General features: G+C 63.8%; 23 protein-coding genes. 9 read left to right on the top strand and 14 right to left on the bottom strand.

All coding sequences use genetic code 11. The annotated features are described in order from the left end of the window. Positions 1 to 55: 55 nt before the first annotated feature. From gnd to IWW33_RS02360, 4 genes are all read left to right on the top strand, one after another. Positions 56 to 1,075 carry a phosphogluconate dehydrogenase (NAD(+)-dependent, decarboxylating) gene (gene gnd, locus IWW33_RS02375; protein ID WP_323613676.1) on the top strand — a complete coding sequence of 340 codons (1,020 nt, stop codon included), beginning with the start codon at positions 56 to 58 and terminating at the stop codon, positions 1,073 to 1,075. Next, positions 1,072 to 2,577, top strand: coding sequence for a glucose-6-phosphate dehydrogenase (zwf, locus tag IWW33_RS02370; RefSeq protein WP_115275321.1), 1,506 nt, complete (start codon positions 1,072 to 1,074; stop codon positions 2,575 to 2,577). Before gnd ends, zwf begins: the two co-directional genes overlap by 4 nt. 47 nt (positions 2,578 to 2,624) lie before the next feature. Next, positions 2,625 to 4,421 (top strand): glycoside hydrolase family 15 protein, encoded by a 1,797-nt coding sequence (locus tag IWW33_RS02365; RefSeq protein WP_119688637.1) that lies wholly within the window; start codon positions 2,625 to 2,627, stop codon positions 4,419 to 4,421. 120 nt (positions 4,422 to 4,541) lie between these two features. After that, positions 4,542 to 5,162: a TetR/AcrR family transcriptional regulator gene (locus IWW33_RS02360; protein WP_012313733.1), complete on the top strand. Its 621-nt coding sequence runs from the start codon at positions 4,542 to 4,544 to the stop codon at positions 5,160 to 5,162. A gap of 77 nt (positions 5,163 to 5,239) precedes the next feature. On the opposite strand, the gene preA is transcribed toward IWW33_RS02360, so the two are convergent. The 3 genes from preA to hydA all read right to left on the bottom strand — a co-directional run bounded on the left by preA (position 5,240) and on the right by hydA (position 9,482). Continuing rightward, positions 5,240 to 6,514, bottom strand: coding sequence for an NAD-dependent dihydropyrimidine dehydrogenase subunit PreA (gene preA / locus IWW33_RS02355; protein WP_174141637.1), 1,275 nt, complete (start codon positions 6,512 to 6,514; stop codon positions 5,240 to 5,242). After that, positions 6,515 to 7,882 carry an NAD(P)-dependent oxidoreductase gene (locus tag IWW33_RS02350; RefSeq protein ID WP_174141638.1) on the bottom strand — a complete coding sequence of 456 codons (1,368 nt, stop codon included), beginning with the start codon at positions 7,880 to 7,882 and terminating at the stop codon, positions 6,515 to 6,517. A 160-nt stretch (positions 7,883 to 8,042) separates the two neighbouring features. Beyond that, the gene (hydA, locus tag IWW33_RS02345) at positions 8,043 to 9,482 is read right to left on the bottom strand and encodes a dihydropyrimidinase (RefSeq protein ID WP_046787272.1); all 1,440 of its coding nucleotides are present in this window, start codon (positions 9,480 to 9,482) and stop codon (positions 8,043 to 8,045) included. Between the two features lie 616 nt (positions 9,483 to 10,098). Between hydA and IWW33_RS02340 the strand changes: the two genes are divergently transcribed. Together IWW33_RS02340 and IWW33_RS02335 are read left to right on the top strand one after the other, a co-directional pair. Then, the gene (locus tag IWW33_RS02340) at positions 10,099 to 11,601 is read left to right on the top strand and encodes an NCS1 family nucleobase:cation symporter-1 (protein WP_046787271.1); all 1,503 of its coding nucleotides are present in this window, start codon (positions 10,099 to 10,101) and stop codon (positions 11,599 to 11,601) included. A gap of 13 nt (positions 11,602 to 11,614) precedes the next feature. After that, the gene (locus IWW33_RS02335; protein ID WP_174141639.1) at positions 11,615 to 12,898 is read left to right on the top strand and encodes a Zn-dependent hydrolase; all 1,284 of its coding nucleotides are present in this window, start codon (positions 11,615 to 11,617) and stop codon (positions 12,896 to 12,898) included. A 76-nt stretch (positions 12,899 to 12,974) separates the two neighbouring features. Here the strand turns inward: IWW33_RS02335 and IWW33_RS02330 are convergent, their stop codons facing one another. Both IWW33_RS02330 and IWW33_RS02325 read right to left on the bottom strand, forming a co-directional pair. Next, positions 12,975 to 13,940, bottom strand: a complete 966-nt coding sequence (locus IWW33_RS02330) for a ribonuclease Z (RefSeq protein WP_046787269.1) — start codon at positions 13,938 to 13,940, stop codon at positions 12,975 to 12,977. A gap of 62 nt (positions 13,941 to 14,002) precedes the next feature. Continuing rightward, positions 14,003 to 14,569 carry a lipocalin family protein gene (locus IWW33_RS02325; protein ID WP_174141640.1) on the bottom strand — a complete coding sequence of 189 codons (567 nt, stop codon included), beginning with the start codon at positions 14,567 to 14,569 and terminating at the stop codon, positions 14,003 to 14,005. Between the two features lie 206 nt (positions 14,570 to 14,775). Between IWW33_RS02325 and IWW33_RS02320 the strand changes: the two genes are divergently transcribed. Both IWW33_RS02320 and nudC read left to right on the top strand, forming a co-directional pair. Next, entirely contained in the window at positions 14,776 to 15,588 is an 813-nt protein-coding gene (locus IWW33_RS02320; RefSeq protein WP_174141641.1) for a crotonase/enoyl-CoA hydratase family protein, read from the top strand. 33 nt (positions 15,589 to 15,621) lie between these two features. Then, entirely contained in the window at positions 15,622 to 16,452 is an 831-nt protein-coding gene (nudC, locus tag IWW33_RS02315; RefSeq protein ID WP_119688642.1) for an NAD(+) diphosphatase, read from the top strand. Here the strand turns inward: nudC and IWW33_RS02310 are convergent. The 9 genes from IWW33_RS02310 to yegQ form a co-directional block, all read right to left on the bottom strand. Further along, a complete protein-coding gene (locus tag IWW33_RS02310; RefSeq protein ID WP_115275313.1) occupies positions 16,420 to 17,199 on the bottom strand; it encodes a TSUP family transporter in 780 nt (259 codons plus the stop codon). The genes nudC and IWW33_RS02310 overlap by 33 nt on opposite strands. A gap of 208 nt (positions 17,200 to 17,407) precedes the next feature. Then, the gene (locus IWW33_RS02305; RefSeq protein WP_174141642.1) at positions 17,408 to 18,238 is read right to left on the bottom strand and encodes an alpha/beta hydrolase; all 831 of its coding nucleotides are present in this window, start codon (positions 18,236 to 18,238) and stop codon (positions 17,408 to 17,410) included. A gap of 118 nt (positions 18,239 to 18,356) precedes the next feature. Beyond that, entirely contained in the window at positions 18,357 to 19,709 is a 1,353-nt protein-coding gene (locus IWW33_RS02300) for a glutamine synthetase family protein (RefSeq protein WP_174141643.1), read from the bottom strand. A gap of 9 nt (positions 19,710 to 19,718) precedes the next feature. Beyond that, positions 19,719 to 20,270: an XRE family transcriptional regulator gene (locus IWW33_RS02295; protein ID WP_012313746.1), complete on the bottom strand. Its 552-nt coding sequence runs from the start codon at positions 20,268 to 20,270 to the stop codon at positions 19,719 to 19,721. Continuing rightward, positions 20,263 to 21,552 carry an FAD-binding oxidoreductase gene (locus tag IWW33_RS02290; RefSeq protein WP_174141644.1) on the bottom strand — a complete coding sequence of 430 codons (1,290 nt, stop codon included), beginning with the start codon at positions 21,550 to 21,552 and terminating at the stop codon, positions 20,263 to 20,265. Before IWW33_RS02290 ends, IWW33_RS02295 begins: the two co-directional genes overlap by 8 nt. Positions 21,553 to 21,802: 250 nt before the next feature. Further along, positions 21,803 to 22,801, bottom strand: a complete 999-nt coding sequence (locus tag IWW33_RS02285; RefSeq protein WP_119688646.1) for an alpha/beta hydrolase — start codon at positions 22,799 to 22,801, stop codon at positions 21,803 to 21,805. A gap of 75 nt (positions 22,802 to 22,876) precedes the next feature. Next, on the bottom strand, positions 22,877 to 23,314 hold the full coding sequence (locus tag IWW33_RS02280) for a YqaA family protein (RefSeq protein ID WP_039604685.1): 438 nt from the start codon (positions 23,312 to 23,314) through the stop codon (positions 22,877 to 22,879). Beyond that, positions 23,314 to 23,742 carry a DUF411 domain-containing protein gene (locus IWW33_RS02275; protein WP_115275308.1) on the bottom strand — a complete coding sequence of 143 codons (429 nt, stop codon included), beginning with the start codon at positions 23,740 to 23,742 and terminating at the stop codon, positions 23,314 to 23,316. The genes IWW33_RS02280 and IWW33_RS02275 overlap by 1 nt, the downstream gene beginning before the upstream one ends. A gap of 116 nt (positions 23,743 to 23,858) precedes the next feature. Beyond that, positions 23,859 to 25,220 (bottom strand): tRNA 5-hydroxyuridine modification protein YegQ, encoded by a 1,362-nt coding sequence (yegQ, locus tag IWW33_RS02270; protein WP_115275307.1) that lies wholly within the window; start codon positions 25,218 to 25,220, stop codon positions 23,859 to 23,861. 128 nt (positions 25,221 to 25,348) lie between these two features. On the opposite strand from yegQ, the gene IWW33_RS02265 reads away from it, so the two are divergent. After that, positions 25,349 to 26,413 (top strand): AI-2E family transporter, encoded by a 1,065-nt coding sequence (locus IWW33_RS02265; RefSeq protein ID WP_046787253.1) that lies wholly within the window; start codon positions 25,349 to 25,351, stop codon positions 26,411 to 26,413. Positions 26,414 to 26,438: the final 25 nt, after the last annotated feature.

Here is a 26,438-nt window from a genome sequence, read left to right as displayed (position 1 = left end):
CCGTTCGTCGCTGAACCCTCGGGCGGTGTGCTGGACTAATCTGAAACGCTGGACTGTGTTGTCATTCATTTTTCAAGGGGAGCATCGGCTCATGCAACTGGGAATCGTCGGGCTGGGCCGCATGGGCGGCAATATTGCAAGGCGGCTGATGCGCGCCGGGCACCGCACGGTCGTGCACGACCGTAACCGTGATGCAGTCGTCGGGCTGGAAGGCGAGGGCGCCCAAGGGGCTCACGACCTTGGCGCGCTGGTGCAGAAGCTCAAGGCGCCGCGGGCGGTATGGGTAATGCTGCCGGCGGGCGAACCTACCGAGCAGACCATCGCGCAGCTGGCCGAACTGCTGGAACCGGGCGATGCGATCATCGACGGTGGCAACACCTTCTACAAGGACGACATGCGCCGCGCCGCCGAGCTGGCCAAGCGCGGGCTGCATTACCTGGACGTCGGTACCTCTGGCGGTGTGTGGGGCCTGGACCGTGGCTACTGCATGATGATCGGCGGTGAGAAGGACGTGTTCGAGCGCCTGGAGCCTTTGTTCAAGGCGCTGGCCCCGGGCGTTGGCGACATTCCGCGCACCCAGGGGCGCGAAGGTGAGCACGACCGCGCCGAACATGGCTACATCCATGCAGGCCCGCCCGGCGCCGGGCACTACGTGAAGATGGTGCACAACGGCATCGAATACGGGTTGATGCAGGCCTACGCGGAAGGCTTTGACCTGCTGCGCAGCAAAGGCGGCGATGAGCTACCGCAAGAACAGCGCTTCGACCTGAACGTCGCCGAAATCGCCGAGGTATGGCGCCGTGGCAGCGTGGTCACCTCCTGGCTGCTCGACCTCACCGCCGATGCCCTGGTGGCCGACCCGCACCTGGCGCAGTTCAGCGGCTCGGTATCGGACAGTGGCGAAGGCCGCTGGACGATCGACGCAGCAGTCGAGCAGGCCGTGCCGGTACCTGTCCTGTCCAGTGCGTTGTTCGCCCGGTTCCGCTCACGCCAGCAGCAGGGCACCTACGGCGACAAGGTCCTCTCGGCCATGCGCCTGGGCTTCGGTGGCCACGTCGAGAAGAAAGGCCAATGACCCGACAGACCACTCCTGCAGCCGGCCCTTGTACCTTGTTCCTGTTCGGTGCCAACGGTGACCTGGTCAAGCGCCTGCTGATGCCGGCGCTGTACAACCTGGGCCGGGACGGCCTGCTCGACCGCAACCTGCGCATCGTTGGTGTGGACCATAATGCCGCCACTGCCGATGAATTCGCCGAACGCCTGCACGCGTTCATGCGTGAACGCGACAAGGGCGGCGAGGGCGCAGCCAAGTGCCTGGACGAAAAACTTTGGGCGCGCCTGGCCAAGCGCCTGGACTACCAGACCGGCGACTTCCTGGACCCGGCCACCTATACCGCGCTGGCCAAGCGCATCGACAAGACCAGCCATGGCAACGCCATTTTCTACCTGGCTACCTCGCCACGCTTTTTCCCCGAGGTTGCCCAGCGCCTGGGGGATGCCGGTTTGCTCGACGAGTCTGGCGGGGGCTATCGCCGGGTCGTGGTGGAAAAGCCCTTCGGCACCGACCTGGCCAGTGCCGAGGCGCTCAATGCCTGCCTGCTCAAAGTGATGAGTGAGCGGCAGATTTACCGCATCGACCATTATCTGGGCAAGGAGACGGTGCAGAACATCCTGGTCAGCCGTTTTTCCAATGGCTTGTTCGAGTCGTTCTGGAACAACCACTACATCGACCATGTGCAGATCACGGCCGCCGAAACGGTGGGCGTCGAGACTCGCGGTGGGTTCTATGACCACACCGGTGCCTTGCGCGACATGGTGCCCAACCACCTGTTCCAGTTGCTGGCGATGGTTGCCATGGAACCGCCTGCAGCCTTTGGCGCAGATGCCGTGCGCGGCGAAAAAGCCAAGGTGATCGGCGCTATCCGTCCCTGGTCGACGAAGATGGCCCTGAAGAACTCCGTGCGCGGCCAGTACACCGCGGGCAAGCAGGGCCGCAAGCGCCTGGCCGGGTATCGCCAGGAGGACAGGGTGGCGGCCGACAGCCAGACCGAAACCTACGTGGCCCTGAAGGTGATGATCGACAACTGGCGCTGGGCCGGCGTGCCGTTCTACCTGCGTACCGGCAAACGCATGAGCGTGCGCGACACCGAAATTGCCATCTGCTTCAAGCCTGCGCCCTACGCGCAGTTTCGCGAATCGGAGCTGGAGCGGCCCAAGCCCAACTACCTGAAGATCCAGATCCAGCCCAACGAAGGCATGTGGTTCGACCTGCAAGCCAAGCGCCCGGGCCCGGAACTGGTGATGGAAAACGTCGAGCTGGGGTTCGCCTACAAGGACTTCTTCAAGATGACCCCGGCCACGGGGTACGAGACCTTGATCTACGACTGCCTGACCGGCGACCAGACCTTGTTCCAACGTGCCGACAACATCGAGAACGGCTGGCGTGCGGTGCAGCCGTTTCTGGATGCCTGGGCGCAGGACGGCGAGGTGCATGAGTACCCGGCGGGCGAGGATGGGCCAGCGGCCGGCAATGAGTTGCTGGCCCGTGACAAGCGCGAGTGGCACCGGTTGGGATGATCGCACGGCCCACTGTGTGGGCCAGACAGTTGCATTAAGGAGATCCAATGCCTGCCCACATCGAAGACTATGCGCTGCTCGGCAACTGCCGCAGCGCCGCCCTGGTCAGCCGTGACGGTTCCATCGACTGGCTGTGCCTGCCACGCTTCGATGCCCCCGCCGTGTTCGCGGCGCTGCTGGGCAATGAAGAAAACGGTCGCTGGCGCCTGGCCCCCAGCGACTCCATCGAGCATGTCAGCCGGCGCTACCAGCAAGATACCCTGGTGCTGGAAACCACCTGGGTGACTGCCAGTGGCCGCGCCCGTGTGCTGGACTTCATGCCGCTGGACGACGTCAATTCGGTCGTGCGCATCGTCGATGGCATTGCCGGCGAAACCAACTTTGAAATGGACCTGGTGATGCGCTTCGACTACGGGCGCAGCGTACCCTGGGTGGAAAAGCTCGACCCCCTGACCCTGAGCGCCGTCGCCGGCCCCGACCGGCTGATCCTGTGCAGCACGGTGGCCTCGCACGCCCGCGACCACCACACTGTCGCGCGCTTTCGGGTGTGCGCCGGTGAGCGCCAGGTGTTCAGCCTGCGCCATCAACCTTCGCACCTGCCGGTACAGCCCGACTGCGATATCGAACATGCCCTGGCGCATACCGTCAGCCAGTGGCAGGCCTTTGCTGCCCGCTGCCCGGATGTCGGCCCCTACAGCGCGAGCGTGCGCCGTTCATTGCTCACCCTCAAGGCCATGACGTATGCCCCTACCGGTGGCATCGTTGCGGCCGTCACCACCTCGCTGCCCGAAAGCATCGGCCACGAGCGCAACTGGGACTATCGCTTCTGCTGGCTGCGCGATGCCACCATGACCCTGCTGGCGTTCATGAACCTGGGTTACTTCGACGAAGCGCAGGCCTGGCGTGAGTGGCTGCTGCGTTCGGTGGCCGGCAACCCGGAGCAGATGCAGATCATGTACGGCCTGGCAGGGGAGCGAGACCTGCAGGAATACACCCTGCCGTGGCTGGCCGGGTATGAGCACTCGCAGCCGGTGCGGGTGGGCAACGCTGCCGCTCAACAGCGGCAGCTGGACATCTACGGCGAGGTCGCCGACGCCATGGCCCAGGCGATAAAGGGCGGGTTGCCCAGGCACCCACGCAGTGCGGCGATTTCCCGCCTGATCATGCCCTACCTGGAGCGCATCTGGCGTGAGCCGGACGAAGGCATCTGGGAGGTGCGTGGTGGCAGGCAGCACTTCGTGCATTCCAAGGTCATGGCCTGGGTCGCATTCGACCGCGCGGCAGGGTTGGCTGAGACCACCGAGGAGGGCAGCGAGCGCGGGCAGTATTACCGGCAGGTGGCAGATGAAATCCGCCGCGAGGTGTGTGAGCAGGGGCTCGATGCCAAAGGCCTGCATTTCGTCCAGGCCTATGGCTCGAGCGAAATGGACGCCAGCCTGCTGCAGATCGCCCTCACCGGGTTCCTGCCGGCCCAGGATGAGCGGTTTCTGCGCACGCTCGAACAGATCGAGCAGCGCCTGCTGAAAAACGGTTTGCTGATGCGCTATGACAGTGACCGCTGCAGTGACGGCCTGACGCCGGGTGAAGGGACGTTCCTGGTCTGTTCGTTCTGGTTGGCCGATGTGTATGTGCTGTTGGGGCGCCAGGGCGAGGCGCAGGCGCTGTACGAGAAGCTGACCGGGCTGTGCAATGACGTGGGTTTGCTGGCCGAGCAGTACGACCCGGCAGGCAAGCGCATGCTGGGCAACTTCCCCCAGGCGTTCAGCCACATCGGCATCATCAACACGGCGCTGAACCTGCACCGGGCGCAGTGCCCGGCAAGGGATCGGGCCCAGTGTGGTTGAAGGGCATGGCTACTCGTATTCAGCGAAATGACCGGAGTAGACTAGTGCCAAGAGCAATCGACAAGGAATACGCATGAGCGTTCGTCGCCATGAGCTGGCAGCCAGGGCATCGCAATTCTGATGGCCAACCACAAGATCGAAATTCGCCGTCGCAATATCGAGAAGATCCTCGTGGCCGCAGAAAAAGTGTTCGCCGAGAAGGGCTACGGCGCAACGTCCATGGGTGATATCGCCGAACAGGCCGAGCTGCCGCGCTCCAACCTGCATTACTACTTCAGCACCAAGGATGAGCTGTTCCGCGCAGTGCTGCAGGACCTGCTGGATGTGTGGAAGCAGGACGCACTGTGCTTCGAGAACTTCGACGACCCCCGGGTGGTGCTGACCAGCTACATTCGCGCCAAGATGGGCCATTCGCGCTCACGGCCGCTGGGCTCGAAGATCTGGGCCGAAGAGATGCTGCATGGCGCGCCGCTGCTTGGGGTGAGCCTGGATGACAGCCTGGTGCCCTGGGCGAAGCTGAAGGTAGACAAGATTCGCCGCTGGGTGGAGGAGGGGCGCATCCTGCCGGTGGAGCCTTCGGCGCTGCTGTACATGATCTGGGCTTCGACCCAGCACTATGCCGACTTCGGCTACCAGGTGGCGGTGCTCAATGGCGGAGAACCGCTGTCGGACCTGGCGTTCGAGAGTGCGGTACAGACGGTGACGAGTGTGATCCTGCGCGGTATCGGCCTGGAGCCTTGATAAGTGCATCGCGGGTCGTGTAGGAGCGGCCTTGTGTCGCGAAAGGGCCGCAAAGCGGCCCCGGCGATTCCCAGGCGTCAGCTCGCTTCGCGGTAGGGGTTGCGCGGGTCCTGCGTCCAGTTCAGGTATGGCTTGCCGGTATCCTGCGCCACCATCTCGATGCAATCTTCCACCGGGCAGGTGATCTGGCACAGGTTGCAGCCCACACATTCGTCTTCGATCACGCTGTAGGCATGGGTCCCGTCAGCCTTCAGCGTACTGGCAATGGCCTGGTGCGAGGTGTCCTCACAGGCGATATGGCAGCGCCCGCAACCGATGCAGGCATCCTGGTCGATGTGCGCCACCGATTTGTAGTTGATGTCCAGGTACTTCCAGTCGGTGGTGTGCGCCACGGCCTGGCCGCAGAATGCTTCAAGGTTGTGGTGCCCATGCTGGTCCATCCAGCGCGCCAAACCGTCCTGCATGTCTTCGACAATACGAAAACCGTGCAGCATCGCCGCAGTGCACACCTGCACCGCGCCACTGCCCAAGGCAATGAACTCGGCCGCATCACGCCAGTTGCCGATACCCCCGATGCCACAGATCGGTAGCCCGCGCGTTTGCGGGTCGCGGGCAATCTCGGCGACCATGTTCAGGGCGATGGGTTTGACCGCCGAGCCGCAGTAGCCACCGTGGGTGCTCTGATCGCCGACGATCGGGTGGGCGACCATGCGGTCCAGGTCGACGCTGGTGATGGAGTTGATGGTGTTGATCAGCGACACGGCATCGGCGCCACCGCGATGTGCCGCACGCGCCGACTGGCGGATGTCGGTGATGTTGGGCGTGAGCTTGACGATCACCGGCAACGCGCAGTGCGTCTTGCACCAGCGGGTGACCATTTCCACATACTCCGGCACCTGGCCGACCGCCGCGCCCATGCCGCGCTCGGGCATGCCATGCGGGCAGCCGAAGTTCAGTTCGATACCGTCGGCACCGGTGGCTTCCACCAGCGGCAGGATGAATTTCCATGATTCTTCAATGCACGGCACCATCAGCGAGACGATCAGCGCACGGTCTGGCCAGTCCTTCTTCACCTGGGTGATTTCGCGCAGGTTGATTTCCAGCGAGCGGTCGGTGATCAGCTCGATGTTGTTGATGCCCTGCACCAGCCGGTTGGCGCCGTAATGCGCCGAGTAGCGCGACGACACGTTGACCGCTGCCGGGTCCTCGCCCAGGGTCTTCCAGACCACGCCGCCCCAGCCGGCTTCGAAGGCGCGGACCACGTTGTAGGCTTTGTCGGTTGGCGGTGCGGAGGCCAGCCAGAAGGGGTTGGGCGCCTTGATGCCGGCGAACACGATAGACAAGTCGGCCATTTATGCAGCCTCCACATTGAGCATGAGTTGGGCATGGATAGCTTCGGCGGCCAGCTTGCCATGTTGCACGGCCTGGACGGTGAGGTCCTGGCCCAGGGCGGTACAGTCGCCACCGGCGTAGACGCCCGGCAGGCTGGTGCGCATGCCCTCGTCGACGCGAATGCGCTCGCCGTCGCGGGCCAGTTGCGCAGCCAGCGGGTCGTTAAGGCTTTGTTCGTCGAAGCGTTGGCCGATGGCTTTGAAGATGGCATCGGCGGCCAGCTCGAAGGTCTCACCGGTGTCGCGCAGGCGGCCATCGGCCAGTTCGGTGCGGGCGAAGCGCATGCCCCGCACGCGGTTGTCGTCGTCCAGCAGCACGGCGTCGGGGCGCGCCCAGGTGTGCAGACGCACCTGGTTGGCCTTGGCGATGTCCTGCTCGTGGCCGGTGGCGCCCATGTCGGCGTAGCCGCGGCGGTATACCAGGTTGACATCGCGGGCACCCAGGCGGCTCATCTGTACGGCCATGTCGATGGCGGTGTTGCCTGCGCCGATCACCAGGCAACGCTCTGCCAACGGCAGTTGCGAAAGATCATCCGCCTGGCGTAGCTCACGGATGTAGTCGGTGGCGGCGAGCATGCCGGGCGCCTCTTCGCCAGGCAGGCCGAGCTGGCGTATGGCGTTCAGGCCAAGGCCGAGGAATACCGCGTCGTACTGATCACGCAGCTCTGCCAGGCTCAGGTTGTCGCCCAGGCGTTGGCCGTGGCGCATTTCTATGCCGCCGATACCGAGCAGGAATTCCACTTCGCGCTGGGCATAGTCGTCCACCAGCTTGTAGCGGGCGATGCCGTACTCGTTCAGGCCGCCGGCCTTGTCGCAGGCCTCGAACACCACCACCTCGTGGCCATGCATGGCCAGGCGATGTGCGCAGGACAACCCGGCGGGGCCTGCGCCGACCACGGCGATGCGTTTGCCGGTGGCTGGCGAGCGTTTGAACGGGTGCTCGGTGAAACCGGCATTGTCCAGGGCATAGCGCTGTAGCTGGCCAATCAGTACCGGTGCGCATTCCTGGGCGTTGTTGCGCACGCAAGCCTGCTGGCAAAGGATCTCGGTAGGGCACACGCGGGCGCAGCTGCCGCCCAGGATGTTGGCCGAAAGGATGCGCTCGGCGGCACCTTGCAGGTTCTCGTCGCTGATACGGTGAATGAACGAGGGGATGTCAATTTCGCTCGGGCATGCGTTCACGCAGGGCGCGTCGTAGCAATACAGGCAGCGGGCGCTTTCCACTGCGGCCTGGCGGGCGGTGAGGGGTGGCGCGAGGTCACTGAATTGCTCGGCCAGCTGGTCGGCGCCGGCCAGGGGGCGCGGCAAGTGGTTCAGGGCATCGATCACGGTTGTAGCCTCTCTTTTTTTTAGGGCTTGGGCGGGGGGCGCCATGCGCCCCAATCGCCGGCAAGCCGGCTCCCACAGGTACAGTGATGTCCCTGGGAGTGATGCCGCCCCTGTAGGAGCTGGCTTGCCGGCGATGGGCTGCGCAGCAGCCCCAACAGCTTCAGCGCTGGACGGGTATCGGGCGCTGCTGCTCGGCGCGGCGGCCCAGGACCTCGTACACCGAGGGATACGCCGGGCGCTCCACGTAACGCCCCGCGCCAGGTTCGGCACGCAGGTCGCCATCGGCCCAGACCACGCGGCCCTGGCTGATGGTGTGGCTGGGAATACCGCGCACGGTGCGGCCTTCGAAGATGTTGAAGTCAACACGCTGGTGGTGGGTTTGCGCGCTGATGGTGCGCGTGCCCTGTGGGTCCCACAGCACCAGGTCGGCATCGGCGCCGACGCGGATGGCGCCCTTGCGCGGAAACAGGTTGAAGATCTTCGCGGTGTTGGTGGAGGTCAGCGCGACGAATTCATGCATCGACAGCCGCCCACTGTTGACGCCAGCGTCCCACAACACCGCCATGCGGTCTTCGATGCCGGCAGTGCCGTTGGGGATGCGGCTGAAGTCGTTGCGGCCCATGGCTTTCTGCTCGGCGCAGAAGCAGCAGTGGTCGGTGGCCGTGGTGTGCAGGTTGCCCGATTGCAGGCCGCGCCACAGGGCTTCTTGATGCTCGCGCGGGCGGAAGGGTGGGCTCATGACATAGCCTGCGGCGGTGGCCCAGTCCGGGTCGCGGTAGACGCTGTCGTCGATCAGCAGGTGCCCGGGCAGCACTTCACCGTAGACCGGCTGGCCCTTGGCCCGGGCATAGGTGATTTCGTCCAGCGCTTCACGGCTGGAGATGTGTACCACGTACAACGGCGTACCAATGGTTTCGGCGATGCGGATGGCGCGGCTGGCAGCCTCGCCTTCGACTTGCGAAGGGCGCGACAGCGGGTGCGCCTCGGGGCCGGTCAGGCCTTGGGCGAGCAGTTTTTGCTGCAGGTGGTAGACCAGCTCGCCGTTCTCGGCGTGCACGGTGGGGACCGCGCCCAGTTGCAGGCAACGCTCGAAGCTGGCGACCAGGGTGTCGTCGGCCGCCATGATCGCATTCTTGTAGGCCATGAAGTGCTTGAAGCTGTTCACGCCATGTTGGGTGACCAGCTCGCCCATTTCTTCGGCGACCTGCTCGCTCCACCAGGTGATGGCAACGTGAAAGCCGTAATCGGACGCGCTCTTTTGCGCCCAGCCACGCCAGGTGTGAAAGGCCTCCAGCAGCGACTGCTGCGGGTTGGGGATGACGAAGTCGATGATCGAAGTGGTGCCGCCGGCCAGCCCGGCGGCAGTGCCGCTGAAGAAGTCCTCGCTGGCCACTGTACCCATGAAGGGCAACTGCATGTGGGTGTGCGGGTCGATGCCGCCGGGCATCAGGTACTGGCCGCTACCGTCGAGGATCTCGCAGTCGGTAGGGGCTTGCAGGTCTTTGCCAATGGCGCGGATCTGGCCATCGACACACAGGACATCAGCGGGGTAGCTCTCTTCGTGGGTGACCACGGTGGCGCCACGGATCAACAGGGACATGCCGTCTTCCTCGCAGGCTGACCGGTCTGTGCCGGTTCTTCAATTGTTATGCGCCAGTGGCTGGAGGATGAATTTCAATCCTGTCAGTCCTGACAAGAATGGAATCTAGATGCTCATTGTGGATTGTTCAAGAAAATAATTTATGAGCTTATAACCTCTACAACTAATTGTTTTTTAACGATTAATTTCATTAATCACCAAAATGGTGAGGCCTTTCACCATTTTGACGCACTTGACAAGAAGCCAAATTGGTCAAGATTTTCCATGCAAAATCAGCTGCTTGAAACCTGGCCGGGAGGCGCAAGGCGCGCCACTGAAAAACCAGGCTGCACCAGTTTGAAACCTGATGCAGGGGCCAGGGCCGGCCCATGGCGCTGACAGCGGCAGGCGAAGGCATGACCGTGCCATCGCGGCAAGCGGATCAATGCCTTGCAGATCAGTTGATTACCTGCGGTCGGCGGCGGCCGGACGGGCAGCCGAAGGCCAGCCCGGCACGTATTTTGAGTACGGCCACAACCGCCAGGCCGGACCGCAGGAGCAGTACTGGTGGTGTATGTACTCCGGCCATCGCGTTAGCCCGATGAGCAGACAATTAGAAAAATCTGGAGAAGGCCCCATGCAACAGAGCAGATCGCAAGTGATCGAGCAGGATGGCCTGTTCGAGCTGTCCGCAGGCAGTGACGTACTCGACAGCCCGCGCTACAACCACGACATCGCGCCCACAAAAGTGCACCAGCGCACCTGGAACAAATGGCACATCACCGCACTGTGGGTGGGCATGTCCATCTGCGTGCCCACCTACACCCTGGGCGGCGTGCTCACGGCCTACTTTGGCCTGAGCGTGGGCGAGGCGTTGCTGGCGATCCTGCTGGCCAACCTCATCGTGCTGATCCCGCTCACCCTCAACGCCTTCCCCGGCACCAAGTACGGCATTCCCTTCCCTGTGTTGCTGCGCTCATCGTTCGGTATCTTCGGCTCCAACGTACCCTGCCTGATACGCGCGGTGGTTGCCTGTGGCTGGTTCGGCATCCAGACGATGTTCGGCGGCTTGGCCATTCACCTGTTCCTGGGCTCGATCTTCGATGACTGGAAAGCGCTCGGTGGCACCGGTGAAGTGATCGGCTTCATGGTGTTCTGGGCCCTCAACCTGTGGGTGGTGTTGCGCGGCGCCGAATCGATCAAATGGCTCGAAACCCTGTCGGCGCCGCTGTTGGTGGCGGTCGGCTTCGGCCTGCTGTTCTGGGCGTTGCCGCACATGTCGATGACCGAGCTGCTGGCCCAGCCGCCCAAGCGCCCGGAAGGGGCGAGCGTAGTGAGCTATTTCTGCGCCGGGCTTACCGCGATGGTTGGTTTCTGGGCCACTTTATCGCTGAACATTCCGGATTTCAGCCGCTACGCCAAGAGCCAGAAGGACCAGATCCTCGGGCAGATCTTCGGCCTGCCACTGACCATGTTCCTGTTCGCCTCCCTGGGCGTGGTGATGACCGCCGCCTCGGCGTCGCTGGTGGGTGAAACGGTGTCCGACCCGGTGAGCCTGATCGGCAAGATCCAGAGCCCGGGCTGGGTGGCACTGGCCATGGCGCTGATCGTCATCGCTACGCTGTCGACCAACACCGCGGCCAACATCGTCTCGCCGACCAACGACTTTCAGAACATTGCCCCGCGCCTGATCGGGCGTACACGCGCCGTGTGGCTGACAGGCTTCATCGGCCTGGCGCTGATGAGCCACGAGCTGCTGAAAAAACTCGGCTGGATCGTTTCCGACATCAGCCTGGAGAGTGTCTATTCCAACTGGCTGCTGGGGTACTCCAGCCTGCTTGGGCCGATTGCCGGGATCATGGTGGTGGACTACTTCCTGATCCGTCGGCAGAAGCTGGATCTGGCCGGCCTGTACCGTGATGACGTTTACCCGGCCTGGAACTGGGCAGGGTTTGCCGCCTTTGCGCTACCTGTGGCACTGACCGTGATGGCCATTGGTAACAGCAGTTTCAGCTGGTTCTACGACTATGGCTGGTTCACCGGGTCGCTGCTTGGCGGGGCGTTGTACTACGCCCTGGGCGGCTTGGCGGTGCGTGGGCCAGTGCAGCCTGTGATCAATGCAGACAACAAAAACGCCTGAGGAGGCCTGACCCATGACCGCAGCCCAACAAGCCCTGCTATCGACTGAACGCCATGTGAACAGTGAGCGCCTGTGGCAATCGCTGATGGACCTCGCCCGCCTCGGTGCCACACCCAAGGGTGGTGTCTGCCGCCTGGCGCTGACCGACCTTGACCGCCAGGCCCGCGACCTGTTCGTCGAGTGGTGCGAGGCTGCCGGTTGCAGCGTCAGTGTAGATGCCGTCGGCAACATCTTTGCCCGCCGCCCTGGGCGCAATCCCAAGCTGCCACCGGTGATGACCGGCAGCCACATCGACACCCAGCCCACCGGGGGCAAGTTCGATGGCTGTTTCGGGGTGATGGCGGGCCTTGAGGTGATCCGCACCCTCAATGACCTGGGCATCGAGACCGAAGCACCGCTGGAAGTGGTGGTATGGACCAACGAGGAAGGCTCGCGCTTTGCGCCCTGCATGATGGGCTCGGGGGTGTTTGCCGGCAAATTCACCCTGGAGGAAACCCTGGCCAAGCGTGACGCCCAGGGCGTGAGCATGGGCGAGGCGTTGACTGCCATCGGCTACGCCGGCCAGCGGGCAGTGCTTGGCCACCCGGTAGGCGCTTATTTCGAAGCCCATATCGAGCAGGGACCGATCCTTGAAGACCAGGGCAAGACCATCGGTGTGGTGCTTGGGGCGTTGGGGCAGAAGTGGTTCGACCTGACCCTGCGCGGCGTTGAAGCCCATGCCGGCCCTACGCCGATGCACCTGCGCAAGGATGCACTGGTCGGCGCTGCGGCAGTGGTGGAGGCGGTCAACCGGGCGGCGCTGGGCCATCAACCGCATGCCTGTGGCACGGTCGGTTGCCTGCAGGCCTACCCCGGTTCACGCAACGTGATTCCGGGGGAAGTGCGCATGACCCTGGACTTTCGTCACCTCGAAGGTGAGCGGCTGGACGCGATGATCGCCGACGTGCGGGCAGTGATTGAGGCCACCTGTGACAAGCACGGGCTGAGCCATGAACTGGTCCCCACGGCCGACTTCCCAGCGCTGTACTTTGACCGCAGTTGCGTCGATGCCGTGCGCGATGCTGCGCAGACCTTGGGCCTGCCGCACATGGATATCGTCAGCGGGGCAGGGCATGACGCGATCTTCCTGGCCGAGTTGGGGCCGGCGGGGATGATCTTCGTGCCTTGTGAAAACGGCATCAGCCACAACGAAATCGAGAACGCCACCCCGCAAGACCTGGCAGCGGGCTGTGCGGTGTTGCTGCGGGCCATGCTGGCGGCGTCGGAGGCGATCGCCAGCGGGCGGCTGGCGGCTTGATGCCTGAGCGTCCCATCGCCGGCCCGCAGATCACAAAACCGATGGAGAACAGCGCGATCATGTCGCTTGGGATTTGCTAGGTACCCGTGACGCGGCCCAGGCACCCATCGCGCCCGATATGGTAACGCTGCAGGTCCTGGGCCAGGGTCAGGTTGCCGCTGTAATGGGCCTGCGCCTCTTCCCTTACCTCGTCGATGCATGGGCTGCGCCGAGGGTCCGGCTGATAGCGGGCACTGAAGTGCGTCAGCACCAGGTTGCGCACACCGGCCGTTTCGGCGAAGCGCGCCACCGCTGCCGCACTGCTGTGGCCGAAGCTGACACCTGTGCGGGCGATGATCGGTTGTGTGAATGTCGCTTCGTGCACCAGTACATCAACGTCTTTTGCCGCCTCGGCCAAGAGGTCGGGGTTGTCATTGTCGCCGCAGACGATCACCCGCCGTGCCGGCCGCGAGGCGCGCAGGTAGTCGCGGCCATGCAGCACGTGCCCGGCATGCTCCACCGTGAGGCCCTTGGCAAGGTCGCCCCACAGCGGGCCGCGCGGGATACCTTCGGCAGCCAGGCGCTGCACGTCAAGGCGCGGCTCGGGGTTCAGCTCGGTGAACACGAAAGCAACGCTGGGCACCCGGTGCGACAGCTGTACGGTGCTGACGGCAAGGGTATCGCTGCGCCATTCGCCCAGTTGCTCGACCGCCAGCAAACGCAGTTCGAACGCCAGGAAGGTATCACTGGCAGCCAGGCTCAGGCGCACCCAGTCGTGCAAGGCGGCCGGCAGCACCAGGTCCAGCGGCGCCGTGCGCCCGCTCATGCCGGCGCTGGCCAGCAGGCCCGGCAGGCCGAAGCAATGGTCGCCGTGCACATGGGTGATGAAAATGGCGCGCAGGTCGCGGACCGACAACGGGGTATGCAGCAGTTGATGCTGGGTACCTTCGCCGCAATCGACCAGGTACCAGTGGCTGCCGCTGGCTTCGATCACGGCGGTGGCGCTGACGTTGCGCGCCTTGGTGGGCACCCCGGCCGAGGTGCCCAGAAACAGCAGGTCCAATGACTGACTCCAAGTTTGATTAGGCGCTCACCCTGGCCCGAGCGAACCAGGGCGTCGATGAATCAGGGTTTTACTGCATCATCGCCCTGCCGCCAGATCAGCTCGCTGGTGTCATAACCCTGTTTCTGGGCAATGGCCAGCATCTGTTCGCGGGTCTGGTCGTTGATGACCGGGGTGCGTGACAGCAGCCACAGGTATTCGCGGTTGGGGTGCCCGACCAGCGCTACGCGATAGTCCTTGTCGTGATACAGCACCCAGTATTCACCCTTGGTCAAGCCTGGCGCCAGGCGGCTGAACCAGTTGTCGAAGGTGACCCACAGCTTGTCGGTCTTGCCCGGCTGCTGCGCCTCGGCGATGCCCTTGGCCTCGTTCCATTGGCCGTCCTTTTCCTTGCAGCGGTTGGTCACATCGATGCGACCGTCTTCGCGCAAGCCATAGTTGGCTTCGGACTGCACGCAGTTGCGCTGGAAGAACATCGGCAAGCGCGCCTGCTCGTACCAGGTGCCCTGGTAGCGCTGCAGGTCGACCTGCTGTGTGGCCGGTGGCGCACGATGCTCATCGCTCGAACCGGCGCAGCCCGTCAGGGCCAGTGTCATGCAGGAAACAATCAGGGCTGTACGCATCGCCATGGCAAACCTCTTGGGAAGGGATGAAGAGCTTACCTGTGTTTCGATGCGTGTGCGGGGCAAAAGTTGTATGGGTTTTTTTGTGCAGGGCAAACCTCTGTCGCAGGCGCCTGAGCAACCCGGGCAAGTCCCGCTTTTGGCACAAGTACGGCAACCAGGCTGGGTTAACATCCGCGCAGTGAACCTTTATCCCCGCAGGAGTGCAGCCCGTGACCGAGTACAGCGCATTCAAGGTCGAACTGACCGACAACATCGCCCATGTGCAGATCAACCGCCCTGAGAAGATCAACGCCATGAATGCTGCCTTCTGGGAAGAGATCGTCGATATCTTCCAGTGGGTCGACGACACCGATGCGGTGCGCGCCGTGGTCATCAGCGGCGCGGGCAAGCATTTTTCCTCGGGTATCGACTTGATGATGCTGGCCTCGCTGGCCGGCCAGATGGGCAAGGACGTTGGCCGCAACGCGCGCCTGCTGCGCCGTACCATCCTGCGCCTGCAGGCCTCCTTCAATGGCGTGGACAACTGCCGCAAGCCCGTGCTGGCGGCCATCCAGGGCTACTGCATTGGCGGTGCCATCGACCTGGTGTCGGCCTGCGACATGCGCTATTGCAGCACGGACGCGCAGTTCTCGATCAAGGAAATCGACATGGGCATGGCCGCAGACGTCGGCACCCTGCAACGTTTGCCACGTATCATCGGCGACGGCATCATGCGCGAGCTGGCCTTCACCGGGCGTAACGTTGCGGCCGACGAGGCGCTGCGCATCGGCCTGGTCAACCGGGTCTATGATGATCATGCTGCATTGCTCGACGGGGTCTTTGCCATTGCCCGCGAGATTGCCGCAAAATCACCGATCGCTGTAGCGGGCACCAAGGAGATGCTCAGCTACATGCGTGACCATCGCATCGATGATGGCCTGGAGTACATCGCCACCTGGAACGCCGCCATGCTGCAGTCCGAAGATTTGCGCGTGGCTGTGGCGGCGCACATGAGCAAACAGAAACCGACGTTCGCCGACTGACCGGGCCGGGGGACGCAGTAAAGGAACCCCGACATGTCAGCACGCTGGACTAGCGCAGTACTCGACCCGCAGATCACCGGGGGCTGGGCTGTCGCCCGCAGCCCGGAAGGGTTTTTGGTGGACGCCAATGGCGCGCTGTTCCCCCGCGACTGGCTCAAGCGCCAGGACCTGGATGTGCTGGCCGAGCACGGCATCGGCCATTTCGACGGCGAGCCGGTGTTCCTGCTGGAGCTGCGCAGCGCCGCCGAGGTGCCCGGTTGCGGCTGGCGCGGCTTGCGGGCATTCATGCTCGAAGGTGATTTCGATCTTTATAAAGTGCTTGGCTACGCCGCGCAGATCGGCACCTGGGCGCGTGAGCACCGTTTCTGTGGCAGCTGCGGCCAACCGATGATGCAGATCCGCTGGGAGCGGGCGATGTACTGCCAGCCCTGCGACCTGCGCAGCTACCCACGCATTTCGCCGAGCATGATCGTGCTGGTGACCCGTGGCGACGAAATCCTGCTGGCCCGGTCGCCGCGCTTCGTCACTGGCGTTTACAGCACCCTTGCAGGCTTTGCCGAACCAGGCGAATCGGCCGAGGACTGCCTGGTGCGCGAAGTGCGCGAAGAAGTGGCGGTGGAGGTGCGCAACATCCAGTACGTCGGCAGCCAGTGCTGGCCGTTCCCGCATTCGATGATGCTGGGCTTCCACGCCGAGTATGCCGGCGGCGAGATCGTCATGCAGCCGGACGAGATCGAAGACGCCAGGTGGTTCAACGTGCACGACCTTCCACCGCTGCCAGCCGGACGCTCCATCGCCCGGTACCTGATCGATCTGTATGTCGCCAGGCGTTCAGGCCTGCCCGAACCAGTGTTGCCACGCTAGGCGCACGGTCAGCGCCAGCACCACGGTGATGAACACCGGGCGGATGAACTTGCTGCCGCCGCTGATCGCCGTGCGTGCGCCGAAGAACGCACCCACCATCACCGAAAGGCCCATGCACAGGCCGACGACGTAATCCACCTGCCCGGAAATGATGAACACCGTCAGCGCCGCGATGTTGCTGACGAAGTTCATGCTGCGCGCCACGCCGCTGGCGCGGACCAGGTCGATGGGGTAGAGCAGCAGCGTGCTCACGGTCCAGAAAGCACCGGTGCCGGGCCCGGCCACGCCATCGTAGAAGCCCAGGGTGAAGCCCTGCGGGAACTGCCACTTCTTCTTGATCGGGGCATCGGCATCCAGCGGCGCTTTGGGCGTACCCCCGAACAGCAGGTAGATGCCGCAGGCGAAGACGATCACCGGCAGCATCTTGTTCAGCCATTCGGCCGGCATGTAGTGGGCGACGACCGCGCCGATCAGCGCGCCGACCAGGGTGGCGAACAAGGCCGGGCGCCATTGCGCCGGGTGGAACAGCTTGCGTTTGTAGTAGGTGAAACCGGCGGTGGCCGAGCCGAAGGTCGAGCTGAGCTTGTTGGTGCCCAGCACCAGGTGTGGCGGCATCCCGGCGGTGAGCAGTGCCGGGGTGGTGAGCAGGCCACCGCCGCCAGCGATGGCGTCGATGAACCCGGCGACGAAGGCGACCAGGGCGAGGATCAGCAGGGTGAGTGGTTCTACGGTGAGTTCGAAGGGCATGGGTGTCTGGCAGGCAGGAGGCAGGCAGGGTGCGGCAAACTGCCGCGCTAGAAGGGCACCATGGTAATCCCGGGCGGGATGCGTTGCCAGTGCCGGCCTCTTCGCTTGGCAAGCCCGCCCTCACAGGTTTTGCACAGTACTCAAGACCGGTGATAGTCCTGAGGGAGCAACTGTCTTGCCGGCGATGAGGCCAGCGCGGAAGATCACGTCAGCTTCGGATAAAGGCCAGCAAGTCCGCATTGATCACATCGGCATGGGTTGTCGGCATACCGTGCGGGAAGCCCTTGTAGGTCTTCAATGTGCCGTTGGGCAGCAGCTTGGCCGACAGCGGGCCGGAATTTTCATAGGGAACGATCTGGTCATCATCACCATGCATCACCAGCACGGGCTGCTGGATCTTCTTCAGGTCTTCGGTGAAGTCAGTCTGGGAAAACGCCACGATCCCGTCGTAGTGCGCTTTGGCGCTGCCGATCATGCCTTGGCGCCACCAATTGGCAATGACCCCTTCGGCCGGCTCGGCACCGGGCCGGTTATAGCCATAGAACGGGCCGGTCGGCACATCGCGGTAGAACTGTGCCCGGTTACTCGCCACCTGTGCCTGGAACCCGTCGAAAACCGACTTGGGCAAGCCGCCAGGGTTGTCTGGCGTTTGCACCATCAAGGGCGGTACGGCGGCGATCAGCACCGCTTTGGCCACCTTGTCGCCTGGGTAGCGGGCCATGTAGCGCACCACTTCGCCGCCTCCGGTGGAGTGACCGACATGCACCGCACCCTGAATACCCAGGTGCTCGACCACGGCGGCCACGTCATCGGCGTAGTGGTCCATGTCATGGCCGTCCCATACCTGGCTGGAGCGGCCGTGGCCACGGCGGTCGTGGGCGACCACTCGAAAACCTTGGCCAAGGAAGAACAACAGCTGCGTGTCCCAGTCGTCTGCGCTGAGCGGCCAGCCATGGTGGAAGTGGATGACCGGCGCATCGCGCGGGCCCCAGTCCTTGTAGAAGATCTGAACGCCATCCTTCGTGGTCACGTAGCTCATGGTCGTGTCTCCTCTGTGCAGGGGGATTGCCGAGTGAGCTATTCAGAATAGGAGAGTTTTCTGTCTTGTCAGTACCGGCCTCTTCGCCGACAAGCCGGCGATGAGGCCAGTATCTGTCTCAAAGGAACCACCGGTACTCGCGGGCACTCACCTCCTGCATGAACGCCAGGTGGTCCTGGCGCTTGTTCTCGCAATACACCATCACGAACTCTTCCCCCAGCCCTTCATTTACGGCCGGGTGCCCACGCATGGCTGCGACTGCGCTGGGCATGTCCTTGGGAAAGTCGACCCCGCTGGCGCGATCGTCATTGAGCGGCGCAATTGGCTCCAGCGCGGCATCCAGCCCATGCTCCATACCGCACAAGATGGCCGCCAGCACCAGATACGGGTTGGCATCTGCCCCCGCCAGGCGGTGCTCGATACGCACATTGCAAGCATCCGACTCGGGGATGCGCAGGCACGCATCACGGTCCTCGAAGCCCCAGCTGGCGCGGCTGGCGGCATTGACCATGGCGCCGTACCGGCGAAACGCATTGTGGTTGGCGGCGAATATCGGCATGCAGTGCGGCAGCAAGGCCAGGCAACCGGCCACTGCATGGCGTAGCGGGCGCTGCTGGTCGGCCGCCAGCAGGTTGTTGCCGGCCTTGTCGTACAGGCTGACATGCACGTGCATACCGCTGCCTGGCGCCTGCAGGTAGGGTTTGCTCATGAACGAGGCGCGCAGCCCGTGCTTGAGCGCCACGCCACGCGTGCTGCGGCAGAACAGGGCGGCCCAGTCGGCGGCACGCAGGCCGTCGTCGCAGTGGCCGAAGTTGATCTCGAACTGGCCAGGGCCGAGCTCGGCGGTGATGACGTTGGCGTCGACCCCTTGCGCGTTGGCGGTTTCGACCATGTCGCGCAGCACGTCGCTGAACCGCGACAGCCGTTCGATGTGCATGTTGGGCTGGTCGTCCGCGTCATCGCTGAACGGGTCGCGGGGGAACTGCGGCAGCCCCTGCTTGAGTGCCCGGTCGAACAGGTAGAACTCCAGCTCGAACGCCACCACCGGGCGAATGCCGCGCCGTTCCAGGCGCTGCAGCACACGGGCGAGCACCTCCCTGGGCTCGAACTCGATGGGTGAGGCGGTGCCGTCGGAGCTGATCAGCATCTGGCCCAGCGGTTCGCGCTCCCAACTGACCGGCTTGAGTGTGCCGGGCACCAGGCGCCGCAGGGCGTCCGGGTCGCCGTCGTTGAAGCAGTAGTCGCCAATCGGGAACAGCCCGCCTTGCACGCCCAGCAGCACGCAGTTCTGCGGCAGTTTCAGCGGGCAGCCGGCGGCAACCTTTTCGAGCATGTCGATGGGGTAGCGCTTGCCGTAGAAATGCCCGGGGATGTCCAGGCTCAGCAGGTCGACGTGGCGTACTTCGGGGTAACGGGCGCGGAAGGCACGTACTTCGCTGAGCAGATCGGCAAAGCCTGTCGTTGTTGTCATGCTGTGCTCTCATCGGAAGACCCAGAGGACACGGGTCGTCTGGTCAGTCAGGTTGGCGTAGCGGAAATGGCTGTGCGCAGGGAGCTGGAAGCTGTCGTTGGGGCCGAGTGTGACGGCGTCCGGGTGGCCATCCAGCCACAGGGTCAGTGCGCCTTCGAGAACGAAACCGCCTTGCTCGGCGCTGTCGTCCAGGTGCCCCTCGCCACTGCTGGCGCCGGGTGCCAGGTGGCTTTCGAGCATCGCAAAGCTGCCGTTGAGGGTCGGCGAGACCAGCACATCGCTGATGCCTTCGGCGTAGTAGATCGTGCGCCGTTCACCGGGGCGGGTGACCCAGTCGAGTTCGCGCGGTTGGCTGGCCTGGTAGAAATAGGTGGTGGGCACGTGCAGCGCTTCGCTGATCGCAGTGAGGTCGGCCACGGTCGGCTGCGACAGGCCGCGCTCGACCTGGGACAGAAAGCCCAGCGAGCGCTTGACCTTGATCGCCAACTCGCCGAGGGTCAGCCCGCGGTGCTTGCGCAGGCCACGAATCAGCAGGGCCAGGCCCTGGGCGTCTTCAGACATGATCGCGCATCCGGTACCAGGCCTTGGCTGCGGCCTCCAGCGGGGCAGCCAACAGGTCACCGCCCGGGAAACGGCCATTGTCGATGCCCTGGTACAACGCCAGCAGGTCGTCGTCGCCCAGGATCGCGTCGCTGACCGCGCGCGCCGCTGCCAGGGTTGGCAGCACGCCATGGCCGGAAAAGCCCTGCAGCCAGTAGCGCTGGCCGTCGCGGCCGATGTCCGGGGTGCGCTGGATGCTGCAGTCGATATGCCCGCCCCAGGCATAGTCGATGGCAACGCCCACCAGTTGTGGGAACACACGCTCAAGGTAGGGGCGGGTGGCGCTGGCCACGTCCTTGGGAATGCCGCCCAGGTAGGTGCAGCCGCCGCCGAACAGCAGGCGGTGGTCCGGGGTGAGGCGGAAATAGTCCGGTACGAACTGGTTGTCGATCACGCAACTGTTGCGTGGTAGCAGCGACCGGGCGAAATCCGCGTCCAGTGGCGTGGTGGCCACTTGATAGGAGCCCACCGGCAGCAGCCGGCGCGACAGGTTGCGGTCAAGGCGGTCGATGTAGGCGTTGCAGGCCAGCACCAGCACCTCGCCGTGCACTTCGCCATGGTCGGTGCGGGCGATATAGCCATTGGCGCTCTGCTGGTAGTCGAGTACCTGGCTTTGCTCGAAGATCTGCCCGCCGGCAGCCTCGATCGCGCTGGCCAAGCCCTGGGCCAGTTTCAGCGGGTTGAGGTGCGCGCCCTTGGCGTCGTACAGGGCAGCCTGGTAGCGCGGGCTGTCGATCCACTGGGGCAACTCGTCACGGCCGATCAGGCGCAGGGCCTGGTAGCCCCATTTCTGTTCGGCATCAAGCAGGGCTTGTTCCAGCATTTTCACCCGGCGTGGCAGCACCGAGGTCCAGAGGCTACCGGCCCGGTAATCGATATCGAAGCCGTGCCGCTGCGGCAGTTCACGCATTTCGTCGGCAGCCCAGCACATGCTGTCCCACAGGCGTCGGCTGCGTTCCACGCCCAAGGCTTTCTCGATGGGCGGCATGTCGCACGACCAGCCCAGCAGCGCCTGGCCACCATTGCGACCGGATGCGGCCCAGGCCACCCGGCTGGCTTCCAGCAGGGTCACACGCTTACCCGCCAGGGCCAGGCGCAGGGCAGTGTGCAGGCCGCTGAAGCCGGCGCCGATGATGATCACGTCGGTGTCGTGCCGGCCTTGCAGGGTAGGGCGCAGGGGAATGCTGGCAGGGTAGGTGCGGGCGTAATAACTGGCGACGTGCTGGGCGGATTGCTTGAACATGCCTTGGCCTCATGAAATTTTTTATGATTATTTTCATGAAAATTTAGCAGGGAATTTTCATTGCGCCAGTCGATGAATCGCACCCACCAGGCAAGGCATGGTAACCATCGCCTATCATCAGTGGCGCGCTGCAACAAATGCGCGGGGGGGCACGATGCGCCGCGAGGGCGGCGTTCAATCCAAAGGGCGCAGCAAATGCCCGTGGCATGCCCCCGGCAGCCCCCGACACCCAATGCGCCCCATCATATCCTCAGCGCCCAAGCCACTCGATCAGGGTGTTGTTGAAGCGCCGTGGCTCCTCGATCTGCGGCGCGTGCCCCATGCCCTCGAAGGTCACCAGCTCGCCTTGTGGAATCAGCTTGGCCACGTGCGGCCCCAGCTCCTTGTACTTGCCCAGCCGCGCCTTGACCTCGGGCGGTGCGATGTCACTGCCAATGGCCGTGCTGTCCTGGTCGCCGATCAGCAGCAGGGTTGGCATCTTCAAGTCTTTGAACTCGTGGTACACCGGCTGGGTGAAGATCATGTCGTAGATCAGTGCCGAGTTCCACGCCACGGCTTCATGCCCAGGGCCCTTGTTCAGCCCCGCCAGCATCTGTACCCAACGCTCGTACTCAGGTTTCCAGCGCCCGGCGTAATAGGTCTTGCGCTCGTATTCACGCACGCCGTCGGCATCGAGCTTGAGTTCGCGGGCATACCACTGGTCCACCGTGCGGTAGGGCACGCCGAGGGCCTTCCAGTCTTCCAGGCCGATCGGGTTGACCATGGCCAGGCGCTCGACCTGTTGCGGGTACATCAACGCGTAACGGGTGGCGAGCATGCCGCCGGTGGAATGGCCGAGGATGATCGCTTGCTTGACGCCTAACTGCTCCAGCAGGGCATGGGTGTTGCTGGCCAACTGATGGAAGCTGTATTGGTAATACCCCGGCTTGCTTGAAGTGCAGAAGCCGACCTGGTCGGGCGCGATGACTCGGTAACCGGCCTGGCTCAACGCATCGATGGTGGTTTCCCAGGTGGCAGCGCAGAAGTTCTTGCCATGCATCAGCACCACGCTATGGCCGTTGGCCTGGCCTTTGGCAGGCACGTCCATGTATCCCATCTGCAGGCTCTGCCCCTGGGACTGGAAGTCGAAATGCTTGAGGGGGTGGGGGTAGCTGAAGCCTTCGAGCTGCTTGCCGTAGGTGGGTGATTCGGCGGCGATGGCGGGGGCGCCGATGAGGCAGGCAAAGGCCAGGGCGGTTGCGCGTAGCATGGGGGCACTCCGTGTAGGACCATGTAGGAATTGGCGACTTTAGCAGCCGCACAGGCACCTTAAACGTTAAAGGTGTTACCAGGCATGAAACCAACCCAGGGTAATCACGGCTACGACCATGTAACGCCCGCCCTTTGCCAGCGTGACCAGCAGCACGAAACGCCAGAACGGCTCACGCATGATCCCGGCAATCAGGGTCAACGGGTCGCCGATCACTGGCATCCAGCTCAGTAGCAACGACCATTGCCCCCAGCGCTGATAGCGTTGCTGGGCGCGTTCGAGTTGACGAGCGCTGAACGGGAACCAGCGCTTGTCGCGCAGGTGTTCGATGGCCCGCCCCAGCAACCAGTTGACCACCGAACCGAGCACGTTGCCCAGGGTGGCGACCAGCAACAGGGTCAGCCAGGCGTCGGGTTGACGCAGCAGCAGGCCCACCAGTACCGCCTCCGATTGCAGCGGCAGCAATGTGGCGGCGCCAAAGGCGCTGAGAAACAGCGCCCAGAGGCTCAGCATCAGTAGTTGGCGACTACGGTGTCCTGGCCATCCCGGGTTACCCCGATGACTTGATAGGCGTCCTTGCGATCACCCATTTCCATGCCTGGCGAACCCACCGGCATGCCAGGCACGGCCAGGCCCTTGAGGTCGTTGCGCTTGGCCAGCAGGCGCACCTGCTCGGCCGGGACGTGGCCTTCGACGAACTTGCCGTCGATCACCCCGGTGTGGCATGAAGCCAGCCGCGGCGCCACGCCGAGCCGCTGCTTGACGGCGCTCATGTTCGGCTCGACGTGGTCGTTGACGGTAAAGCCATTGTCACGAAGGTGGCTGATCCAGGCCTTGCAGCAGCCACAGTTGGGGTCGCGGTAGACGTCGATGGTCTCGCCAGCCTGTGCCAGGCCGGTGATGGCCAGCAGGCCGAGTGCGATCAGGTGTTTATGCAGCATGGTCGAACGACTCCTATGGGTAGGCAGGCGCCCCGCCCGCCATGCAAATGAGCTGCAGGATAGCGCAGGCGGCTTGCAGGCGCGATGTGCGCTGGCATGCTATCGGCCAGCAACTGTCAGCTGGCTGAACTGGACATTACACCTTTGTCAGCCAGTTCGTCCTGGCACAGGTCGCGCATCAGCAAGCCGTATTCCAGCGCTACCTGCTCCGGGATCGGCAGGTAGACCACATGGCCGTCCCCGGGCGCCACGTCGATGGCCTGCTGCTGACGACCGTACAGGTTGTGCAGGTCGAAATGATAGTTGCCGCGCGGGGTCATCAGCTCCAGATGATCGCCTACTGCGAAGCGGTTCTTCACCTTGACCTCGGCCAGGCCGTCCACCCGTGCACCGGTCAGTTCGCCGACGAACTGCTGGCGCTCGGACAGCGAATTGCCCCGCTGGTAGTTCTGGTACTCGTCATGCACATGGCGGCGCAGGAAACCCTCGGTGTAGCCACGTTGGGCCAGCGATTCGAGGTTGTCCATCAGAGCCCTGTCGAAGGGGCGCCCGGCAGCGGCATCGTCAATGGCCTGGCGGTACGACTGCACCGCACGGGCGCAGTAGAAGTGCGACTTGGTGCGGCCCTCGATCTTGAGGGAGTGCACACCCATGGCAGCCAGCCGCTCGACGTGCTGGATGGCGCGAAGGTCCTTGGCATTCATGATGTAAGTGCCGTGTTCATCTTCGAAGGCGGGCATTTCTGTACCGGGGCGATTGCTTTCGTGCAGCAGGAACACCTGATCGGTCGGTGCGCCCAGGCCCAGCGTCGGCTCGACCTCGCGCACGATGTCGCCGGCAGCGTTTTCGGTAGCGGGAGTCGCGTTGTACTTCCAGCGGCAGGCGTTGGTACAGGTGCCCTGGTTGGCATCACGCTTGTTGAGGTAACCCGACAGCAGGCAGCGCCCAGAGTACGCCATGCACAGGGCGCCATGGACGAACACTTCCAGTTCCATGTCAGGCACGTGCTGGCGGATTTCGCCGATCTCTTCGAGCGACAGTTCCCGCGACAGGATCACCCGGCTCAGGCCAAGTTGCTGCCAGAACTGCACGCTGGCCCAGTTGACCGTATTGGCCTGTACTGAGAGGTGCACTGGCATCTGCGGGAAGTGCTGGCGCACCAGCATGATCAGGCCGGGATCGGACATGATCAGCGCATCGGGCGCCATGTCGATCACCGGCGCCAGGTCCTTGAGAAAGGTCTTGAGCTTGGCGTTGTGCGGCGCGATGTTCACCACCACGTAAAAGCGCTTGCCCTGTGCATGGGCCTCCTGGATGCCCAGCGCCAGGTTGGCATGGTCGAATTCGTTGTTGCGCACCCGCAGGCTGTAGCGGGGCTGGCCGGCGTAGACCGCGTCGGCGCCGTAGGCGAATGCATAGCGCATGGTCTTGAGGGTGCCGGCAGGGGCCAGCAGTTCAGGCTTGGCGGGGATGTTCATGTGCGCACCGGGCAAAGGCGCGGATGCTAAGGCCGGCCTGCGTTGCGCGTATTGATTTGAATCAAGGTGGGCATGGCACTTTTACCAAAGTGGTGTGCACTAATGTCCAGCACTCACGAGGAACCGCCATGAACCAAACCGCTTTGCAGAACAAGGCCCTGGCAGTATTGCTGGCGCTGGTGACCATTGCCTTCGGCTGGATCCTGCTGCCGTACTATGGCGCCATCTTCTGGGCGGTGATCCTCGGCATCCTGTTCGCGCCGCTGCAGCGAAACCTGCTGATGCGCTTTGGCAGGCGGCGTAACCTGGCGGCGGCGACCACCTTGCTGATTTGCCTGTTGGTGGCCATTTTGCCAGTGATCATCACCAGCGCCTTGCTGGTGCAGGAGGGCGCCACCCTTTACCAGCGGATCGAGAGCGGGCAGCTGGATATCGCCGGCTATGTCGAGCGCGGCATGAACATGCTGCCGCCTTTCATGCAGCACAGCCTGGACAGCATGGGCATGGGCAACCTGGAGGGGCTGCGCGACAAGATCACCAAATGGGCCACCCAGGGCAGCGAGATGCTGGCCACCCAGGCCTTCAGTTTCGGCCAGGGCACCTTCGAGTTTCTGATCAGTTTCGGCATCATGCTTTACCTGTTGTTCTTCTTTCTGCGTGAGGGCGCGGACGTGGCGCGGCGGGTACGCCTGGCCGTGCCGCTGCCAGAGCACCAGAAGCGCCGCCTGCAGTTGAAGTTCAACCGTGTGGTGCGCGCCACGGTGAAGGGCAATGTGCTGGTGGCGATCACCCAAGGCGCCTTGGGTGGTTTCATCTTCTGGGTGCTGGATATTCCCAGCGCGCTGGTCTGGGCGGTGATGATGGCGTTTCTGTCACTGCTGCCGGCAGTGGGCGCGGGGATCGTCTGGGCGCCGGTGGCGGCGTATTTCCTGTTGACCGGGGCGATCTTGCAAGGGGTGATCCTGACCGCGTTTGGCGTGCTGGTGATTGGCCTGGTGGACAACCTGCTGCGGCCGATCCTGGTGGGCAAGGATACGCGTATGCCCGACTACCTGATCCTGGTGTCCACCTTGGGTGGGTTGGCCGTATTCGGGCTCAACGGGTTTGTGATCGGGCCGCTGATCGCGGCGCTGTTCATGTCGAGCTGGGGGATTTTCGCCGCGACCAAGCCGCAGGTGCAGTTGCCTCAATAGGGGCTGCCACGCAGCCCTTGCAGCG

Source organism: Pseudomonas sp. M2, from assembly GCF_015751845.1.
In the GTDB taxonomy this organism is placed as follows: Bacteria; Pseudomonadota; Gammaproteobacteria; order Pseudomonadales; family Pseudomonadaceae; genus Aquipseudomonas; species Aquipseudomonas putida_E.
This window is presented reverse-complemented; position numbering and strand designations above follow the sequence as displayed.

Bases quoted from the DNA above. Each gene is read 5' to 3' on its own strand.
- IWW33_RS02280 (WP_039604685.1), bottom strand. From the start codon at position 23,314: ATGCTGAGCCTCTGGGCGCTGTTTCTCAGCGCCTTTGGCGCCGCCACA.
- IWW33_RS02305 (WP_174141642.1), bottom strand. From the start codon at position 18,238: ATGAGCTACGTGACCACGAAGGATGGCGTTCAGATCTTCTACAAGGAC.
- IWW33_RS02310 (WP_115275313.1), bottom strand. From the start codon at position 17,199: ATGCCCTTCGAACTCACCGTAGAACCACTCACCCTGCTGATCCTCGCC.
- IWW33_RS02265 (WP_046787253.1), top strand. From the start codon at position 25,349: ATGAACCAAACCGCTTTGCAGAACAAGGCCCTGGCAGTATTGCTGGCG.
- IWW33_RS02325 (WP_174141640.1), bottom strand. From the start codon at position 14,569: ATGGCGATGCGTACAGCCCTGATTGTTTCCTGCATGACACTGGCCCTG.
- IWW33_RS02290 (WP_174141644.1), bottom strand. From the start codon at position 21,552: ATGTTCAAGCAATCCGCCCAGCACGTCGCCAGTTATTACGCCCGCACC.
- IWW33_RS02285 (WP_119688646.1), bottom strand. From the start codon at position 22,801: ATGCTACGCGCAACCGCCCTGGCCTTTGCCTGCCTCATCGGCGCCCCC.
- IWW33_RS02335 (WP_174141639.1), top strand. From the start codon at position 11,615: ATGACCGCAGCCCAACAAGCCCTGCTATCGACTGAACGCCATGTGAAC.
- IWW33_RS02365 (WP_119688637.1), top strand. From the start codon at position 2,625: ATGCCTGCCCACATCGAAGACTATGCGCTGCTCGGCAACTGCCGCAGC.
- zwf (WP_115275321.1), top strand. From the start codon at position 1,072: ATGACCCGACAGACCACTCCTGCAGCCGGCCCTTGTACCTTGTTCCTG.
- nudC (WP_119688642.1), top strand. From the start codon at position 15,622: ATGTCAGCACGCTGGACTAGCGCAGTACTCGACCCGCAGATCACCGGG.
- yegQ (WP_115275307.1), bottom strand. From the start codon at position 25,220: ATGAACATCCCCGCCAAGCCTGAACTGCTGGCCCCTGCCGGCACCCTC.
- preA (WP_174141637.1), bottom strand. From the start codon at position 6,514: ATGGCCGACTTGTCTATCGTGTTCGCCGGCATCAAGGCGCCCAACCCC.
- IWW33_RS02295 (WP_012313746.1), bottom strand. From the start codon at position 20,270: ATGTCTGAAGACGCCCAGGGCCTGGCCCTGCTGATTCGTGGCCTGCGC.
- IWW33_RS02340 (WP_046787271.1), top strand. From the start codon at position 10,099: ATGCAACAGAGCAGATCGCAAGTGATCGAGCAGGATGGCCTGTTCGAG.
- hydA (WP_046787272.1), bottom strand. From the start codon at position 9,482: ATGTCCCTGTTGATCCGTGGCGCCACCGTGGTCACCCACGAAGAGAGC.
- IWW33_RS02300 (WP_174141643.1), bottom strand. From the start codon at position 19,709: ATGACAACAACGACAGGCTTTGCCGATCTGCTCAGCGAAGTACGTGCC.
- IWW33_RS02275 (WP_115275308.1), bottom strand. From the start codon at position 23,742: ATGCTGCATAAACACCTGATCGCACTCGGCCTGCTGGCCATCACCGGC.
- IWW33_RS02360 (WP_012313733.1), top strand. From the start codon at position 4,542: ATGGCCAACCACAAGATCGAAATTCGCCGTCGCAATATCGAGAAGATC.